This window comes from Streptomyces pyxinae, from assembly GCF_024756275.1.
In the GTDB taxonomy this organism is placed as follows: Bacteria; Actinomycetota; Actinomycetes; order Streptomycetales; family Streptomycetaceae; genus Streptomyces; species Streptomyces pyxinae.
In genome coordinates, this window is the sequence record NZ_JANUGQ010000005.1 from 176,910 (window position 1) to 195,467 (window position 18,558).

Here is an 18,558-nt window from a genome sequence, read left to right on the forward strand (position 1 = left end):
GTGTTCCAGCCCTCCGGTACGCCCCCCACGTCCCGTACTCCGGGCTGCCGAGCAGACCCGGCCTTGTGCCCCGTCGGATTCGAGGTGTCATGACCCGCGTAGTGTCGAGTGAACTCGTCATCGGAATCACTCCGTTCGGCCTGCCCGACGCCGGACTCGCCGCCAGTGTCAGCCGCTGCGGCGGGCTCGGTGTGCTCGACCTCGGTGCCGGCGACCGGACGGCCCGCGCGGCCCTGGCGCGGCTGCGGGAGCTGGCGGCCGAAGGCACGTACGGCATCCGGGTCGGGCCGCACTGCGCGCTCCGGCCTGACGAACTGGACGGCCGCATGCCCGCCGTGGTGGTGCTGGCCGCCGGATCGCCCTGGCAGCCCTCCCAACTGCCCGAACACTGCATGGTGCTGGCGGAGGTGGGCCACCCGGACGAGGCGCTGCGGCTCGCCGCCGACGGCGCGGACGGCTTCCTCGCACGGGGTGGCGAGTGCGGGGGCCGGGCCGGCGGGACGAGCACCTTCGTGCTGCTCCAGGCGCTCCTGGCCGATGCCGATCTGGCCGAGTGCCCGGTCTGGGCCTGGGGCGGCATCGGTCCGCGCACGGCCGCCGCCGCGGTGGCCGGGGGAGCGGCCGGCGTGGTGCTCGACATCCAACTGGCCCTGCTGGCCGAGTCCCGGCTGCCCGAGGAGACGGCGGCCGTGCTGCGGACGGTGGACGGCTCCGAGACCGCCGTCGTCGACGGCATACGGTCCCTGCGGCCCGGCCGCCCCGGCGCGGGACTGCCGGCCGGGCAGGACGCCTTCCTCGCCGCCCGGTTCGCGGAGGAGTACGGGACCGTGCCCCGCGCCGTCGCTGCCGTCCGCGACGCCGCGCTCCGCGGTGCCGGCGACGCCCGCGCACTGGCGCCCGGCTCCCCGATGAGCCAGGCCCTCGGCACCCGACTGCCCCTGGCCCAGGGGCCGATGACCCGGGTCAGCGACCAGCCCGCGTTCGCGGCGGCCGTCGCCCGCGACGGAGCCCTGCCCTTCCTCGCCCTCGCCCTCCTGGACGGTGACGCGACCGCCGAACTCCTCGGCCGGACCGGCGCCGCGCTCGACGGCCGGCCCTGGGGCGTGGGCATTCTCGGGTTCGCCGACAGCGCGCTGCGCGCCGCCCAGCTCGCCGCCGTCCGCGCCGCGCGCCCCACCCACGCCGTCGTCGCGGGCGGCAGGCCCGGCCAGGCCGCCGAGCTGGAGGCGGCCGGCATCAGCACCTTTCTGCATGTGCCGTCACCGGCCCTGCTGCGCCAGTACATCGACGCGGGCGCGCGCAAGTTCGTCTTCGAGGGCGCCGAATGCGGAGGCCACATCGGCCCGCGCAACAGCTTCCCGCTGTGGGAGGCCCAGCTGGCCGTCCTCGAACAGCGCCCCGAGGCACCGGAGTTCCAGGTCCTGCTGGCCGGCGGCATCCACGACGAGCGCTCCGCCGCCATGGCCGCCGCGCTCGCCGCCCCGCTGGCCGGGCGCGGAGCCGCCGTCGGCCTGCTCATGGGCACCGCGTACCTCACCACCGCGGAGGCCGTCTCCTGCGGCGCCGTGGGCGAGAGCTTCCAGCGGCAGATCCTTGACGCGACCGGCACCGTCCTGCTGGAGAGCGCTCCCGGCCATGTCACCCGGTGCGTCCCCAGCCCCTACACGGACGAGTACGCGGCGGTGCGCGCCCGGCTGGCCGCCGACGGCGTCCCCGACCGGGAGGCGTGGGACCGCCTCGAACGCCTCAACCTGGGGCGGCTGCGCATCGCCAGCAAGGGCCTGGAACGGCAGGACGGCCGGCTGCGGCCCGTCGACGACCGGCGCCGGCGCGAAGCCGGGATGTTCATGGCGGGCGAGGTGGCCGCGCTGCGCACCCGGACCACCACCGTCGCCGACCTGCACCGCGCGGTCACCGAGGGGGCGACCGCGCACGCCCGCCGCCGCGCCGCCGAACTCCGGGTACCACGGGAGACTCCGGCCGGAGAAGCAGCACGCCCCGCCGCGCCGCTCGACATCGCCGTCGTCGGCATGGCCTGCGTGTTCCCCCAGGCGCCCGACCTCGGCACCTACTGGTCCCATGTGGTCACCGGGTACGACGCCGTCACCGAGGTTCCCGCCGAACGGTGGGACCCGGCCACCTACCACGACCCGTCCGGCGAGCGCCCGGACACCACCCCGTCCCGCTGGGGCGGCTTCCTGCCCCGGATACCCTTCGACCCGCTGGCCTACGGCATCCCGCCCGCCTCGCTCGCCGCCATCGAACCCGTACAGCTCCTCGCCCTGGAGACGGCGGCCCGCGCCCTGGCCGACGCCGGGTACGACAGGCGGGACTTCCCGCGCGAGCGCACCGGGGTCGTCTTCGGCGCCGAGTCCGGCAGCGACCTGGCCCACGCCACCACGCTGCGCGCCGTCCTGCCCTCGTACCTGGAGACCGTACCGGCCGCCCTGGAGGAGCAACTGCCCCGGCTCACCGAGGACTCCTTCCCCGGCATGCTCGCCAACGTCATCTCCGGGCGCGTCGCCAACCGTCTCGACCTCGGCGGCGCCAACTACACCGTGGACGCGGCCTGCGCCTCCTCACTCGCGGCGCTCGACGCGGCGTGCAAGGAGCTGGCCTCCGGGTCCGCCGACATGATGCTGTGCGGCGGGGCCGACCTGCACAACGACATCAACGACTATCTGCTCTTCTCGTCGGTGCGGGCGCTCTCCCCGACGGGCCGGTCCCGCTCCTTCGACGCGGACGCCGACGGCACCGTGCTCGGGGAGGGCGTCGCCTGTGTCGTGCTCAAGCGCCTCGCGGACGCCGAGCGCGACGGCGACCGGATCTACGGCGTCGTCAAGGGCGTCGGCAGCGCCAGCGACGGCCGCTCCCTGGGCCTGACCGCCCCCAGGGCCGAGGGCCAGCGCTCCGCCCTGGACCGTGCCTACGCGTCGGCCGGGATCTCCCCGGCCGAGGTCGGTCTGGTGGAGGCGCACGGCACCGGCACGGTCGTCGGAGACCGCACCGAACTGGGCGTGCTCACCGCTCTGTTCACCGAGTCGGGCGCGGAACCGGGACGCTGCACCCTGGGGTCGGTGAAGTCGCAGATCGGCCACACCAAGTGCGCCGCGGGCCTGGCCGGGCTGATCAAGGCGGTGATGGCCCTGCACACGGGCGTCCTCCCGCCGACCCTGCACCTGCGCACCCCCAACCCGGTGTGGGACGAGGGGACGAGCCCGTTCGTGTTCCGCTCCGAGTCCTGCCCGTGGCCCGTGCCGACGGGGCGGCGGGTCGCGGGTGTCAGCGCGTTCGGCTTCGGCGGCACCAACTTCCACGTGGTGCTCAGCGGTTATGAGAACGGCGCGCCCCCGGAGCACGGTCTGCCCGTCTGGCCCGCCGAACTGCTCACCTTCCGCGGCGAGGACCACGAGGCCGCCCGCCGGGAGATACGGCGGCTGTTCGAGGAGCTGGAGGCGGACATCGGGGCGAGCCTGCGGGACATCGCCCGGAAGACGTGGCGGCGGACCGAGAACCGCCACGGGCCCGTCCGGATCGCCGTGGTGGCGACAGACGCCGACGAGCTCCCCGGACAGCTCAAACGAGCTTTGGAAGGCGTACCCGCCCCCGCCGAGGGCGTCTTCGTCGCGGCGCCGGACACGGCGGGGCAGGGCGGAGTGTCGCGGGACGCGGCGGAGCCGGACCCGGTATCACGGGGAACGGCATCGCGGGACGCGGCGGACCGGGAGGCCGAGGGACGGGACCCGGCAGGAGGGGACGCGGCGGATCGGGAGGCCGAGGGGCGGGACCCGGCAGGGCCGGACGCGGCGCATCGGGAGGCCGAGGGGCGGGACCCGGCAGGGCCGGACGCGGCGGACCGGGAGGCCGAGGGACGGGACCCGGCAGGAGGGAACGCGGCGGGGGCACGGGGGCCCGGGGCGGCTGGCCCCGGCAAGGTCGCCTTTCTCTTCCCCGGCCAGGGCAGCCAGCGCCCCGGCATGCTCGCCCCCCTGATGACGGCCTTCCCGGCCGAACGCGGCCTCCTCCTGGCGGGGCACGCATACGCCGACGCGCTGTACCCACCCGCCGCGTTCGACCCGGCCGGTGCCGCCCGGCAGCGCGCCACGCTCACCGACACCCGGATCGCGCAGCCCGCGCTTGGCATCGCCGCGCTGACGGCGCACCAGCTGCTGGAACGGTGCGGCGTACGGCCCGACATGGCCGCCGGCCACTCGTACGGCGAGCTGGTGGCGTTCGCCGCCGCGGGGACCCTGGACGCCCGCACCCTGCTCGACCTCAGCGCCGAGCGGGCCGCCTCGATCCTGGTCGTGACGGGAGACGACCCCGGCACCATGGCCGCCGTCGCCGCCGCCCCCGACGAGGTGGCGGCGGTACTGGCGGCGGCCGGCCTGGACGGCGACGTGGTCGTCGCCAACCGCAACGCGCCCCGCCAGTCGGTGATCTCGGGCCCCCGTGCCCTGGTCGCACGGGCGGTCGGGCACCTGGCCGACGCCGGCCACCCGGCCAGGAACCTCCCGGTGGCATGCGCCTTCCACAGCCCCGTCGTCGCGGACGCCGCCCCGCGCTTCGCGGAGGTGCTCGCCCGACACCGGCTCCGAGCACCCGAGTTCGACGTCTGGAGCAACCGCACCGCGACCGTCCACGCCCCGGACCCGGATGCCGTGCGCACCGAACTCGCCGCGCAACTCGCCGCCCCGGTGCGGTTCAGCGAGGAGATCGAGGCGATGTACGAGGCGGGCGCGCGGATCTTCGTGGAGGCCGGCCCCGGCTCGGTGCTCACCACCCTGGTCGGCCGGATTCTCGGCGACCGCCCGCATCTGGCGGTCGCCTGCGAGCCCCGCCCGGACGCCGGGCTGCGCGGCTTTCTGGAGACCCTGGCCAGGCTCGCCGTCGCGGGCGTCCCCGTACGCGTGGGACGGCTCTTCGAGGGCCGGGTGCCCGACGCCCCGAACACCCCGGCGGGGACGAGCGGTTCGGGCGTCCGGCCGGCCGGGCCCGGCTGGCTGGTCGACGGCCGCCAGGTGCGGACCGCGGCCGGCGCCCCGCTCCCCGGCGGCCTCGCCCCCGCCCGACGCATCAGCCTGGAGGCCCCCACCGTGACACCCGACCCGACGAGCCAGGACCCCGGCACGGCGGCCGGCCGCGCCGACGCACTGATCTCCGACTTCCTCAGGACCACCCGCGAACTGGTCGCCGCCCAGCGCGACGTCCTGCTCACCTACCTCGGCGGCGGGGTGAGCGGGCGACTCCCCGCCCCGCCGCCGAGCCCAGCCGCGCGTCCGGTCCCGGCCGTCGTCGCGCCGCCCCTGCCCCGGGCTCCCGAACCCGGGTCCGCCGAACCCGTACCGGAGCCCCCGGCGGGCGACCTCACGGCGGCCTCACCCGCTTCGGGGCCCCGGCCGGCGGCCCCCGATGTGCGGGGCACCGTCCTGGCCGTCATCAGCGAACGCACCGGCTATCCCGTCGACATGATCGGGGACGACCTGGAGCTGGAGGCCGACCTCGGCATCGACTCCATCAAGCGCACGGAGATAGCCGGTGAGCTGGCGCGCCGGCTGGCCGCCGGGCGCGCGGCGGACGACGACTGGACGGAGGAGCTCTCCCGGGCCCGTACGGTCGCCGCCATCACCGCCTGGCTCACCGGCGACCAGGGCGCGGAGCGCGCCGAGGGGGCCGCCGGAGTCCGTACCGGCTCCTCGCCGGTGTACGGCTCCGGCCCGGACCGCACGGAGGAGACCACCGGCGCCGCCACGGCCGCCGCTCCCGCCGCCGGCTCCGCCTCGGCCGCCGGCTCCGCCGGGGCCGCCGCTCCCGCCCTCGCCCCGACCGTCGCCGCTCCCGCCCTCGCCCCGACCGCTCCCGCTCCCGCTCTCGCCACCGCCCCGCCCGCCACGGCCGCCGTACCCGAGCCCGCGCCGGCGGACGACGGCGACCAGGTCCTCGCGGTCGCCCCCCGCCGCTTCGTCCTGCGCGAGCGGCCCCTGGAGGCGGCGCGGCGGCCCGCGCCCGGTGCCCTGCGCGGCACCCGGTTCGCGCTGCTCGGCGCGCACGAGGTGGGCGCGCTGCTCGCCGACCGGCTGATCGAGGCGGGGGCCGAGGCGGTGATCTTCGACCCCGCACGACGGCTCAGGCCCGGCGACGGCCCGTTCCACGGTGTGGTCCACCTCGGCGCGATGGCCCCCGACGCGGCACCGGTGCTGCCGGGCGCGTTCGAGGTCCTGCGGGCGGCCCTCGACCTCGCTCCCGCGCGGCTGCTGTGCGCGAAACGCACCCCCGGTGACGACGAGGACCCCGGGGCGGGGCTGCGCGGACTGTTCCGGTCCATCGCCCGTGAGTACCCCCGTCTCGACGCCCGGGTCGTCGAACTCGACCCGTCGGTACCGGTGGCGGAGCAGGCCGACGCGCTGCTGGAGGAGGCGTGCGCGGGCGACCGCGTACCCGTCGTACTGCGCGGCCGGGCCGGGCGGCACGGGCTGGAGCTGGCCGAGACCGCCGCCGACAGCGGTACCCGGGCGGCGGACGGCACCGTCGGCGCCGACGACCTGGGGCTCGACCAGGACGCCGTGGTCGTTCTGGCGGGCGGCGCCCGTGGCATCACCGCCGACATCGCGACGGCGCTCGCGGCCACCACCCGGTGCCGTATCGAACTGCTGGGCCGCACGCAGCCGTTCACCGGCCCCGAGCCCTCGGGCCTCGCGGCGGCCACGGGCCTCACCGCGCTGCGCGCCGCCCTCGCCACCCGTGGCACTCCGCTGGCGCGGGTCGACGCCGAGGCACGGGCCGTCCTGGCGGCCCGGGAAGTGCGGCAGACCGTGGCCGAGTTGACGCGGCTGGGCAGCCGGGTCGGCTACCGGTCCCTCGATCTGCGCGACTCCACCGCCGTCAACCGGGCGGTCAAGGAGATCCAGATCGAGCACGGCAGGATCGACGCCGTGTTCTGCGCGGCCGGGGTCATCGAGGACCGGCTGATCGCCGACAAGGACGCCGCGTCCTTCCGCCGGGTGTACGACACCAAGGTGGACGGCGCCCGTTCACTGCTCGACGCCGTCGCCCAACTGCCGGCCGCTCCGCGCCTCGCCGTCCTCTTCGGCAGCATCGCCGCCGTGCTCGGCAACCGCGGCCAGAGCGACTACGCCGCCGCCAACGACGCCCTCGCCGCCCTGGGGGAGCGGTGGGCGCGGGTCACCGGGCAGCGCGCGCTCACGGTCCACTGGGGCCCCTGGGCGCCGGCGGGAACACACCACGGGATGGTCACCCCGGAACTCGCCCGGGACTACGCCCGGCGCGGCATCGCCCTCATCGACCGGGAGAGCGGCGCGCTGGCGCTGCTCCGGGAGATCGCCCGCGGCGGGCGCGGCGCCTCGACCGTCGTCCACACCGCGTCGGGCTGGTGAGATGACCTCCCCCACCTTCCCCGCCTCATCCGCCTTCTCCGCCCCGTCCTCCCCGTCCACCTCACTCACCCCGCCCACCTCGTCCTCTTCACCCGCGCACGGCGCGGCGGTGCCGGTCGCGATCGTCGGCATGGCGGTCCTGCTGCCCGGCGCCCCCGACCTGGACACCTACTGGACGAATCTGCGGGACGGCGTGGACGCCGTCACCGAGGTGCCACCGGACCGCTGGGACGCCGCCTACTACCGGCCCTACGAGGCGGCCGACCGCTCCGCCGACCACATCTACTGCCGCCGCGGCGGATTCGTGGACGGCTTCACCGAGGTGGACGCCGCCGGGCTCGGCATCATGCCGGCGGCCGTCCCGGACACCGAACCCGACCAGCTGCTCGCGCTCACCGTCGCCGCCCGCGCCCTGGCCGACGCGGGCGGCGAGGACCGGCTGCCGCCCCGCGACCGGGTCGGCGTCGTCCTCGGCCGGGGCGGCTACCTCACCCCGGGCCTGGTTCGGCTCGACCAACGCGTACGCACCGCACATCAGTTGACCCGTACCCTCGGGGAGATCCTGCCCGGCCTGGGCGCCGACTGGCTCGCCCGGGTCCGGGAGGCGTTCACCTCGGCCCTCGGGCCCGAGCGGCCGGAGGCGGCCATCGGCCTGGTCCCGAACCTGGCCGCCTCCCGCATCGCCAACCGGCTCGACCTGCGCGGCCCCGCGTACACGGTCGACGCCGCCTGCGCCTCCTCGCTGGTCGCGGTCGACCACGCGGTGGCCCAACTCACGCAGGGGCGCTGCGACATGGTGCTCGCCGGGGGAGTGCACCACTGCCATGACATCACCCTCTGGTCGGTCTTCGCCCAGCTGCGCGCCCTCTCACCGACCGACCGCATCCGCCCCTTCCACGCGGAGGCCGACGGCATCCTCGTCGGCGAGGGCACCGGTGTGGTGGTGCTCAAACGCCTCACGGACGCCGAACGCGACGGCGACCGGGTGTACGCGGTGATCCGGGGCACCGGTGTCGCCGGCGACGGCCGGTCCTCCGGCCTGATGCACCCCGACTCCGGGGGCCAGGCCCGCGCCGTCCGCCAGGCCTGGGACGCCGCCGGGATCGACCCGCGCGCCACGGGCTCCGTAGGTCTCCTGGAGGCTCACGGCACCGCCACCCCCGCCGGGGACGCGGCCGAACTGGCCACATTGGCCGAGGTGTTCGGGCCCCGGCGTGGCGGTGCCGACCGGGCCGTCATCGGCAGCGTCAAGTCGATGATCGGCCACTGCATGCCCGCCGCCGGTGTCGCATCCCTCGTCAAGGCGGCCCTGGCCACGCACCACGCCACCCTGCTGCCCACACTCCACTGCGACACCCCGCACCCCGACCTGGACCGCACCCGCTTCAGCCCGCTGGCCGCCTCCGTGCCCTGGGACGCCCCGCTGCGCCGCGCCGCCGTAAACGCCTTCGGGTTCGGCGGCATCAACGCCCATGTCGTCCTCGAAGAGGCGCCGGCGCGCCGCTCCAAGCACCACGCGGCGCCCCGCCCCGGGCTCCACATGGCACCCGTCCCCGCCCCGGTCGTCGCCGTCGCCACGCCCGCCGGCCGGGCGCCCGTTCCCGCCGCCGACACGCCGGTCCCCGCCGCCGGGGAGGCCATCGCCCCGGCAGCGGCGGTCCCGGCCCGGAACACCGGCACCGCGACGTCCGTGCGCGAACCGGAGCGGGTCCTGCGGCTGACCGCCGCCACCCCCGCCGCGCTGGCCCGGCTCCTCGACGCGGACGACAGCGCGTTGCGGGCCAGGGCGAGCGCGGACAGCGCATCCGGGACGCCGGGCGCCGGAGGAGCCGGCGGCACGGCGGGCTCCGCCCCCGGCCCGGTGCGGCTCGCCGTCGTCGCTCCCGACGCGCGGCGGATCGCGCTGGCCCGCCGCGTCGTCCCCCAGGGACGCCCCTGGCGCGGGCGGAGCGATGTGTGGTTCGCCCCGAGCCCGCTCCTCGGGCGGGCCGGCGGCGGCAGGCTGGCGTTCCTCTTCCCCGGGCTCGACGCCGAGACGGCCTCCGGCGCCGACGAGGTCGCCGCCCACTACGGCCTGCGCCCGCCCGGCCCCGCGCCCGCCGGCGATGTCGCCCGCCACGGCCTGGGCGTGCTCCGGGTCGCGCGCGTCCTCGACACGGCCCTGCGGGCCGAGGGCATCCACCCCGACGGCCTGGCCGGGCACAGTGTCGGGGAGTGGGCGGCCATGATCTCCGGCGGGATCTTCGCCGCCGACGCGGCGGACGCCGTCCTCTCCGCCTTCGACCCGGACGCGTTCCGGGTGCCCGGCGTCGTCTTCGCCGCGCTCGGCGCCTCCGCCGCGTACGCGCGGCAGGCGCTCGCGTCACACCGGGGTGTCGTCCTGTCCCACGACAACTCGCCCGGCCAGTCGATGGTCTGCGGTCCCGAACCGGCGATCCTCGCCCTGCTCTCCGAGGTGCGCGCCGACGGCGTCATCTGCCAGGTGCTGCCGTTCCGTTCGGGCTTCCACACCCCGATGCTCGCGCCCTACCTGGAACCCCTGGCCGCGGGCGTCCGGGAGACCGGCATCCACCCCGCGCGGACCCCCGTGTGGTCGGGTACCACCGCCGGACCCTTCCCGGGGGAGCCCGCCGAGGTCCGGGCCCTGTTCGTGCGGCACCTGCTGGAGCCCGTACGGTTCAGGCAGCTGACGGAGTCGCTGTACGGGGCCGGATTCCGCGCCTTCGTACAGGTCGGCGCCGGCGGTCTCACCTCCCTGGTGGACGACACCTTGCGCGGCCGCGACCACCTCTCCGTCGTCGCTGACCACCCCCGCAACGGCGGGCTCGGCCAACTGCTGCGCGTCCGCACCGCGTTGTGGACCGAGGGGTACGAGCCGGCCCCGCGCGCCCGTACGCGCCCGGCCGCCGCACCGACCGTACGGGCACCGGAAGCGGCTCCGGCCGAGTCGACGGAGCCACCGGGGCGCGGCCCCCGTACGGCACCGGCGGGGACCGGGCCCGAGGAGCCGGCCGCACCGGTGCCCCGCAGGTCCGCCCCGGTCCGGCTCCAGTTGGGCGGCGCCCTGCTCTCCCTCGACCGGGGCCTGCGCGACACACTCCGCACCGAACTGGCCACCGCCACCGCCGGCGCGGCCCCGCAGCCGGCCGCCTCCGCCCCGCTCGCCCGCTTCCACGACCGCCATCCGCTGGCCGCCGAGGTCGACGCCCTCCTCAGCGACACCGCCCACGCCGTCGGCGCCGTGCTCGACGCGGCCGGCCCGGGGGAGCACCGCAGCACTCTGCGGGTCTCCGTGGAGACCATGCCCTATCTGCTCGACCACTGCTTCTTCCCGCAGCGCCCCGGCTGGCCCGAACCGGCCGACCGGCACCCGGTGGTGCCCGCCACCACGGTGGTGCACCATCTCGCCGCCGCCGCCGCGCGCCGCGCCGCACCGGGCCACCAGGTGATCGCCGTGCGCGACCTGCGCCTGGAGAAGTGGGTGACCGCCCTGCCCCCGGAGGACGTGACCGTCACCGCGCGCCGCCGCCCCGACGGACAGTACGACGTCGGCTTCGGCGCCTACGCCCGCGCGGTCGTCGAGACGGCCCCCGGCTTCCCGGCCCCGCCGGGGCGAGGGGACCCCGCTCGGGAAGACGAAACGGAGGAACCCTGCGCCCTGCCCGCGCACCGGCTGTACACGGATCGCTGGATGTTCCACGGCCCCGCCTTCCAGGGCATCACCGAACTGACCGCCCTCGGCCCGCGCGGTGTGCGCGGCACCGTGACCGTGCCCGGCGCCCCCGGCGCGCTCCTCGACAACGTCGGCCAGCTCCTCGGCTACTGGCTCATGGCCACCCACCGCACCCGTACCGTGCTCTTCCCGGTCGCCCTCCGCGAACTGCGCCTGTACGGCCCCGAGCCCGCGCCCGGCACCCGCGTGCACTGCCGGATCACCGTCACCGCCGTCACCGAGTCCACGGTCACCTGCGACGCCCGGCTCACCCTGGACGACGCCACGGTGTGGGCCGAGATCACCGGCTGGCGCGACCGCCGCTTCGCGGCCCCCGACACCCGCCGCGACCACGGCTACCCGGAACGCCGCACCCTCTCCGAGGCCGTCCCCGAGGGCTGGTGCCTGGTCCGGGACACCTGGCCCGACCTCGCCTCCCGCGACCTCGTCATGCGCACCCACCTGGGCCACGACGAACGCGAGGCGTACGCGCGCCGCTCCCCGCGCGCCCGCGGCCCCTGGCTGCTCGGGCGCATCGCCGCCAAGGACGCGGTCCGCCACTGGCTGTGGCGGCACGGCGCGGGCGACGTGTACCCGGCCGAGCTGCGGATCCGCAACGACGCGGCGGGCCGCCCGTACGCCGAAGGGGTGCACGGCCGCGAGGTGCCGCCGCTGCGCCTGTCGCTGGCCCACCAGGGCCGCACCGCCGCCGCCCTGGTGCGGCCCGCCGGGACCGCGAGCGCCGTCGGCATCGACATCGAGGAGGTCACCGACCACCCCCTGGGGGCCGTGCGGACGGCCCTGGGGGCGCGGGAACTGGCCCTGCTCGCCGGACGCGCCGACGGCGACCCCGCGCTGTGGTTCACCCGCTTCTGGGCGGCCAAGGAGGCCGTCGCGAAGGCCGAGGGGACCGGACTGGGCGGCAGGCCCTGGGAGTTCGAGGTGACCGACGCGGCTCCCGACGCCCTCACCGTCACGGTGGGCGGACGCCGCCACCGTGTGCGCTGCACCCTCATCACCCACTCCGACCGGGCCCATGTCGTGGCCTGGACGGTGACACCCCCCGAGGAGAACCTCCTGTGACCAGCACCGACCCCGTACCCGCGGGCCTCGCCAGGACGGGCGCGGCCGGGCCGCCGGACCCGGACGCCGTCCTGGCCGAGATCGGCTCGATGATCGCGCTCATCCTCGAGGAGTACGCGGCCGGCCTTCCCGAGATCACCCGGGAGACCCGCCTCGGTGAGGACCTGGAGCTGGAGAGCATCGACCTGGTCACCCTCTCCGGGCACCTCGCGGAGCGGTACGGCGAACGTGCCAACCTCGCGCAGTTCGTGGCCGGTCTGGACCCCGACGCGATCATCGCCCTGACCGTGGGCGACCTGGTGGACCACATCGTGGCCGCCCGCACCTCCGTCGCGGGGGAGTGAGCGATGGCGATGGTCCGCGCCGGCGGCCTCCGGCACCACGTCGAGCGCCTCGCCCCCGAGGGCGTGTCGCGCCGGCCGCCCGTCGTCGTGTTTCTGCACGGCGCCTTCATCGACACCCTGGCCAGCTTCTACTTCACGCTCGCCCCGGCGTTCGCCGCCCACGGCCGCGCGACGGTGATGTACGACCTGCGCGGCCACGGCCGCACCGAACGCCCCGGGTCCGGCTACCGCGTCGAGGACTTCACCACCGACCTGGTCGCCCTGCTCGACGCCCTCGGCCTCACCGAACCCGTCCATCTGGTGGGCAACTCGTTCGGCGGCACTCTCGCCTTCGACTTCGCCGTCCACCACCCGGACCGGGTGGCCAGTGTGACGGCCGTCGAAGCCTGCCCGGTGAATCCCGGCTGGGCCGACGCCATGGCCGGGGCGCTGCACCGGGCCACCGAGACCCTGCCCGAGGACCAGGCGCTCGCCTGGTTCACCGAGCAGTACGGCACGGTGTCGTCGACCCGCACCGGCGATCCGGCCCACGACGCCCGCATCGCCCGCCTCGGCCGCAACGCGGGCCGTCTCATCAAGGCGACCACCATCGCCCGGGACCTTCCCCGCAGCCGCCGGCCGCCGGCCCACCGGCTCGCCTCGCTCGCCTGCCCGGTGCTGCTCATCAACGGCGAACACGGGCTGGTGGCCGCCGAGGCCGCGTATCTCACCACCGCGCTGCCGCGCTGCCGCCGGGTCGTCGTCCCCGGCCACAAGCACTCGGTCCTCGTGGAGGCGCCCGCCGAGGTGAGCCGGGTGACGCTGGCCTGGTTGGACGAGCACGCCCCGGCCCGGCCTGCGGCCGGAGCACCGGACGCGGCCCTCGCCCGGCTCGCGCCGGGGGCGTCCGGTGTGCGGCCGGCCCGCCCGGCGACGGGGAGCGGCCGATGAGCCGTTGTCTGTTCGTGGTGCCGCCGCTCAGCGGCCACATCAACCCCGCCGCCGAGGTCGCCGCCGAACTCGCCGCCCGGGGCCACACCGTGGCCTGGGCGGGCCGCCCCGGCATCATCGGCCGCCTCGTCGGGGAGGAGGCGGAGGTCTATGTGTGCGCGGGCCCCGACGGCCTGGAGGGCCGGCCCCCGGGCCTGCGCGGGGTCGCCGCCCTGCAGTTCCTGTGGCAGGAGTTCTTCGTCCCACTGGCCGACGCCATGGCGCCGGGTGTCGCCGCCGCCATCGACCACTTCCGGCCCGATGTGGTCGTCAGCGACCAGCAGACCCTGGCCGGCGCCCTCGTCGCCGAGCGGCTCGGCGTCCCGTACGCCACCTCGGCCACCACCTCCGCCGAACTCACCGGCAGCCTCGCCGGGATGCCCTCCGTGGCGGCCTGGCTCACCGGTCTGCTCGCCGCGCTGCGCGCCCGCATCGGAGACCCCGCCGCCACGGGGGACCCGCGCTTCTCCCCGCGTCTGACGCTGGCCTTCACCACGCCCGAATTCCTCGGGCCCGTACAGCGCCCGCCGGAGGGCGTCCGGTTCGTCGGCCCCGCGCTGCCGGGCCGGCCCGCGTACGGTGACTTCCCCTGGGAGTGGCTCGGCCGCCGCCCGGGCGCGGCCCTGGTCCTGGTGACCCTCGGCACCGTCAACCGGGACGCCGGGGCCCGCTTCCTGGCCGAGACCGCCGCCGCGCTGCGCGAACGCTCCGACCGGCTGCGCGCCGTCGTCGCGGACCCGGGCGGAGCGCTGGCCGGCACCGACACCGGCCCCACCGTGCTCATACGGTCCTTCGTCCCGCAGCGCGCCCTGCTCCAGCACGTCTCCGCGGTGATCTGCCACGCCGGCCACAACACCGTCACCGAGTCGCTCTGGCACGGCATCCCGCTGGTCGTCGCGCCCATCCGGGACGACCAGCCCGTCGTCGCCCAGCAGGTGGTCGACGCGGGCGCCGGCGTACGGCTGCGCTTCGGCCGCGCCGACCGGGCCCACATCGGCGCCGCGCTCGACACCGTCCTCACCGAACCGCGTTACCACGAGGCCGCCCGCCGCATCGGGACGTCCTTCCACCGCGCCGGAGGAGCCGGCGCCGCCGCCACCCACCTCGAAGAGCTGGCCGGACACCCGACGGCACAGCGGGACCAGGGAGAGGGAACAGCCCATGGCAGCCCATAGCGAACAGATCGCCAGACTCCGCACCAGCTACCAGGAGGAACTGGCCGACGGCACCGACCGGTTCTTCCTGCCCCGCCGCACCGGCTGCCCCTGGTGCCTCGGCCCCGAGCTGCGGGTGAAGCTGCGCACGGTCGACCAGGTGCAGCGCAAGCCCGGCCGGTTCGTCCTGGACGAGTGCGTGTCCTGCGGCCATGTCTTCCAGAACCCGCGGCTCAGCCAGGAGGGCCTGGACTTCTACTACCGTGACTTCTACGACGGCCTCGGTGCCGAGACCACGGCCAGGATGTTCGAAGGCCGGGGCAGCGTACGGCGGTTCCAGCACAGTGTGCGCGCCCTGCTGCCGCATATCCGGCCGCACCGCTGGCTCGACGTCGGCACCGCACACGGCCACTTTCCGGCCAGCGCGAAGAAGTTGCTGCCCCAGACCCGCTTCGACGGCCTGGACATGGGCGAGAGCGTGCTGCTGGCCGAGCGGCAGGGCCGTATCACCGAGGCCCACCAGGGCCAGCTCACCGAACTGGCCGACACCATGGCGGACCGGTACGACACGGTCAGCATGTTCCACTACCTGGAGCACACCCTCGACCCGCACAGCGAACTCGCCGCCGCCCGCACGGCGCTGCGCCCCGGCGGGCATCTCCTCATCGAGGTGCCGGATCCCGAGTCCCTCTCCGGTCGGCTCCTGGGCAACCTCTGGATGCCGTGGTTCCAGCCCCAGCACCTCAACTTCATCCCGCTGTCCAACCTCTGTGACCGGCTCACCGGCCTCGGCTTCACCGTCGTGGCCGCCGAACGCACCGACGCCCACATCCCCGTCGACCTGGTCTGCGCCACGTGGTTCCTGCTCGGCCGCGTCCTGCCGCCCGACGACGTGCCCTGGGCGAACCGCCCCGGCCGGGCGGCACGCGCCGCCCGCTGGGCCCTGGTGTGGGCGGCGGTCCCCTTCCTGCTCGCCGCGTACGGCGCCGACCTGCTGCTGAACCCCCTGCTGCGGCGCAGCCGCTTCTCCAACGCCTACCGGGTCATCGCCCGCCGCGACACCCACTGACACCCACGGACACCCCGGCGGCGGTCCCACCGCTCCGGGGCCCTGGCCCCGGTCCACGGCACCGGGGCCACCGGCGTCCGGCCCCCGAAACCCACACATCCCCCACCCGCCGGCCTCCGCGCCCCACCGAGGCCGGCCCAGGAGTGCACCGTGAAACCCACCGCGAAGCCCACCCAGGACCGGCACCCGGACCCGGCCTCACCGTCCGACGACGGTCCCGCCGCGCCCGTACCCCGCCGCTCGCCCCGGCACGCGGCCCCGGCGAAGCCCCGGCGGCTCCGGCCCCGGGTGTGCCGCCGGATCCGCCGGGCCGCCGTGGCGGCCGCCGCCGTCACCCTGCTCACGGCCTCGCAGGCGCCCGGCGAGGTGCGCCCCCGGGACCAGGACGGGACGGACCGGGCCCCCGGTCTCGCCACGGACGGCTCCGGTGACCCCGGGGCCGCCGGGGCACTCGGGCGGCGGCCGGCACCCGGCTCCCGGGCGCCGGGCCAGAGCGACGGTTCCTACCACACCGAACTTCCGCCGCTGACGGCCGCCGCCGGTCCGGCCGCACCGAGGTACGCCGCCGAGGTACGCCTCCAGTCCGGTCTGCCCGCCACGGTGCTCGCCGCCTACCGGAGGGCCGAGGCGTCCGTGCGCCGCACCGACCCCGGCTGCCGGCTGCCCTGGCAACTGCTCGCCGCCATCGGCAAGGTGGAGTCCGGCCACGCGGGTGGCGGGGCGGTGACGGCCGACGGCACCACCCGGGGCCGGATCCTCGGCCCGGTCCTGAACGGCGGCGGCTTCGCCGTCATCACGGACACCGACCACGGCGTGTTCGACGGCGACGCCCGGTACGACCGAGCCGTGGGCCCGATGCAGTTCATCCCGTCGACCTGGGCGAGTTGGGGAGCGGACGGCAACGGCGACGGTCGCGCGGACCCGGACAATGTGTTCGACGCCGCCCTGGCGGCCGGCCGCTATCTGTGCGCCGGCGGCCGTGATCTGGGGCTGGCGGGCCCGCTGGACCAGGCCGTGCTCAGCTACAACCACTCCGCCGAGTATCTGAGGACCGTCCGCCACTGGCTGGCGTTCTACCGCACCGGAGTGCACGGCGTGCCCGACGGACACGGCCCCGTCCCGCACAGCCCCGGCGCCGGCGGGGACACTCCCGCCACCCGGCCCGCCGACCCGGGCGGCGTCGTCATCGGCCCGGCTCCCGGCGGCGGCCGTCCGAGCCACCCCGGACGCCCCGGAAAACCGGCAGGCCCCCGCCCCACCAGCCGGCCGCACCCCACCAACAGCCCCCGGCCGCCCACCGGTTCCCGGCCCTCCACCAGTCCCCGCCCGTCCACCGGCCCCCGTCCCACGACCAGTCCCCGTCCCACGGAGTCACCCTCCGCGCCCGGCAGTCCCGGCCCGTCCACGACCCCGGGCACTCCGAGCCCCACCGACTCCACCGGACCCACGGACCCGGGCACCCCCTCCACCACCCCGCCGGGCAGCCCGGACGCCACCCCCACCGGCTCCCCGTCACCGACGGCGAGCGGCGCGCCGGGCGGCGGACCGGACCGGAACACGCCCTGACGGCGCGGCCGGTACCCCCGGTTCACGGCCGGCGGCCCGACAACCCCCATGGGGCTCACGGGGCGTACCGGTACAGCACTTCGAGAAACGCGGTGGCGGCCGGGGTCGGCCGCCTGCTGTCGTGCAGCGCGCGGATGTGCCGCACCGCCCGGTGGTCCGCCAGCCGCAGCGCGTGCGCGCCGTACGGCAGGGCGGTGCCGGACCGCGTCCCGGGTGAGTCGGCCCCGAAGACGGAGGAGCGGGGGACCACCGTCACACCGATGCCCCGCGCGGCCAGCCGGATCATGTCCTGGATCTGCCCCACCTGGAGGGTCCGGCCGGGCTCCACTCCCGCCCGGGTGAAGGCGGCCTCCACCTGATGGCGCAGCCCGGACCCCTCGGTGAACTGGATCAACCGGTGCCCCCTCGGCAGGTCGTCGAGACCGACCACGGGCCGCCTGGCCAGGACATGGCCGGGCGGCACGACCAGGACCAGCGGGTCGCGGGCCAGCACCCGGTGGTCGAGCCCGTCCGGCACCTGCCGCGGTTCGAGCGCGACGACGGCCACATCGAGGTCCCCGGCCAGGACGGCGCCGGCCATCTCCCCGCCGGGGGCATGGGTCACCTGGAGCTCGATGCCGGGGTGCCGCGTCTGGTACTCGGCCATGGTCTCCGCGAGATCGACCGGCGAGGCGCTGAGCTGGAGGAGCCCCAGGCGCAACCGCCCGCGCCGCAGCCCGGACAGGGCGTCCAGCGCGGTCCGGGCGTCGTCGACGTCCGCGAGCACGCGCCGGGCGTGGAGCTGGAGCAGTTTGCCGGCCTCGGTCAGCCGTACCGAGCGAGTGGTCCGGCTGAACAACCGGGCGCCGACGTCCCGCTCCAGGCGGGCGATCTGCTGGCTGATCGCGGACTGGGCTATGTGGCATCTCGCCGCCGCCTGGGAGAAGTTGCGCGTCTCGGCCACGGCCAGGAAGTACTTCAGCCGACGTAACTCCACAAGCACCTCACGAGCGTCCGTGCGCCACAGGCCGGACCGCGCGCCGCCACGGGCACGCCGGTCTCCCGCGCCAAGGGGTCCGACCAAGGTCATCGTGGGGGCCATTATGCTGACGCGGACGGCTCCGTGTTCGACAATCTTGTTCTCTGTTGGACAACCGGCTCCGCCGTACGCCACCGACGGGACGGAGACCCCGCACCGGTCCGCCGTCAGGGACGCGGCCCGCGCGCCGCCCGGCGGGCCCGGCCCGACTCCCCGGACTGAGCCCGCGGGCCGTGGCGGACGCCCCCG

At 76.4% G+C, this 18,558-nt stretch carries 8 protein-coding genes; 7 read left to right on the forward strand and 1 reads right to left on the reverse strand.

What is annotated here, in order from left to right; all coding sequences use genetic code 11:
• The first annotated feature begins 89 nt into the window (after positions 1-89).
• From NX801_RS08730 to NX801_RS08760, 7 genes are all read left to right on the forward strand, one after another.
• Complete coding sequence (locus NX801_RS08730) at positions 90-7,394, forward strand: type I polyketide synthase (RefSeq protein WP_258786630.1); 7,305 nt, start codon at positions 90-92, stop codon at positions 7,392-7,394.
• Position 7,395: 1 nt separating this feature from the next.
• On the forward strand, positions 7,396-12,189 hold the full coding sequence (locus NX801_RS08735) for a type I polyketide synthase (protein WP_258786631.1): 4,794 nt from the start codon (positions 7,396-7,398) through the stop codon (positions 12,187-12,189).
• Positions 12,186-12,533, forward strand: coding sequence for an acyl carrier protein (locus tag NX801_RS08740; protein ID WP_309505806.1), 348 nt, complete (start codon positions 12,186-12,188; stop codon positions 12,531-12,533). Before NX801_RS08735 ends, NX801_RS08740 begins: the two co-directional genes overlap by 4 nt.
• A 3-nt stretch (positions 12,534-12,536) precedes the next feature.
• The gene (locus NX801_RS08745) at positions 12,537-13,463 is read left to right on the forward strand and encodes an alpha/beta fold hydrolase (protein ID WP_258786633.1); all 927 of its coding nucleotides are present in this window, start codon (positions 12,537-12,539) and stop codon (positions 13,461-13,463) included.
• A complete protein-coding gene (locus tag NX801_RS08750; protein ID WP_258786634.1) occupies positions 13,460-14,677 on the forward strand; it encodes a glycosyltransferase in 1,218 nt (405 codons plus the stop codon). The genes NX801_RS08745 and NX801_RS08750 overlap by 4 nt, the downstream gene beginning before the upstream one ends.
• Positions 14,664-15,725 (forward strand): class I SAM-dependent methyltransferase, encoded by a 1,062-nt coding sequence (locus NX801_RS08755; protein WP_258786635.1) that lies wholly within the window; start codon positions 14,664-14,666, stop codon positions 15,723-15,725. The genes NX801_RS08750 and NX801_RS08755 overlap by 14 nt, the downstream gene beginning before the upstream one ends.
• Before the next feature lie 315 nt (positions 15,726-16,040).
• The gene (locus NX801_RS08760) at positions 16,041-17,291 is read left to right on the forward strand and encodes a lytic transglycosylase domain-containing protein (protein ID WP_428986106.1); all 1,251 of its coding nucleotides are present in this window, start codon (positions 16,041-16,043) and stop codon (positions 17,289-17,291) included.
• Between the two features lie 55 nt (positions 17,292-17,346).
• On the opposite strand, the gene NX801_RS08765 is transcribed toward NX801_RS08760, so the two are convergent.
• Positions 17,347-18,267, reverse strand: a complete 921-nt coding sequence (locus tag NX801_RS08765; protein ID WP_258786636.1) for a LysR family transcriptional regulator — start codon at positions 18,265-18,267, stop codon at positions 17,347-17,349.
• Positions 18,268-18,558: the final 291 nt, after the last annotated feature.

What these genes read in the sequence shown, in the direction of transcription:
- NX801_RS08730 (WP_258786630.1), top strand. Translation starts at nt 90, where the DNA reads ATGACCCGCGTAGTGTCGAGTGAACTCGTCATCGGAATCACTCCGTTC.
- NX801_RS08735 (WP_258786631.1), top strand. Translation starts at nt 7,396, where the DNA reads ATGACCTCCCCCACCTTCCCCGCCTCATCCGCCTTCTCCGCCCCGTCC.
- NX801_RS08745 (WP_258786633.1), top strand. Translation starts at nt 12,537, where the DNA reads ATGGCGATGGTCCGCGCCGGCGGCCTCCGGCACCACGTCGAGCGCCTC.
- NX801_RS08750 (WP_258786634.1), top strand. Translation starts at nt 13,460, where the DNA reads ATGAGCCGTTGTCTGTTCGTGGTGCCGCCGCTCAGCGGCCACATCAAC.
- NX801_RS08755 (WP_258786635.1), top strand. Translation starts at nt 14,664, where the DNA reads ATGGCAGCCCATAGCGAACAGATCGCCAGACTCCGCACCAGCTACCAG.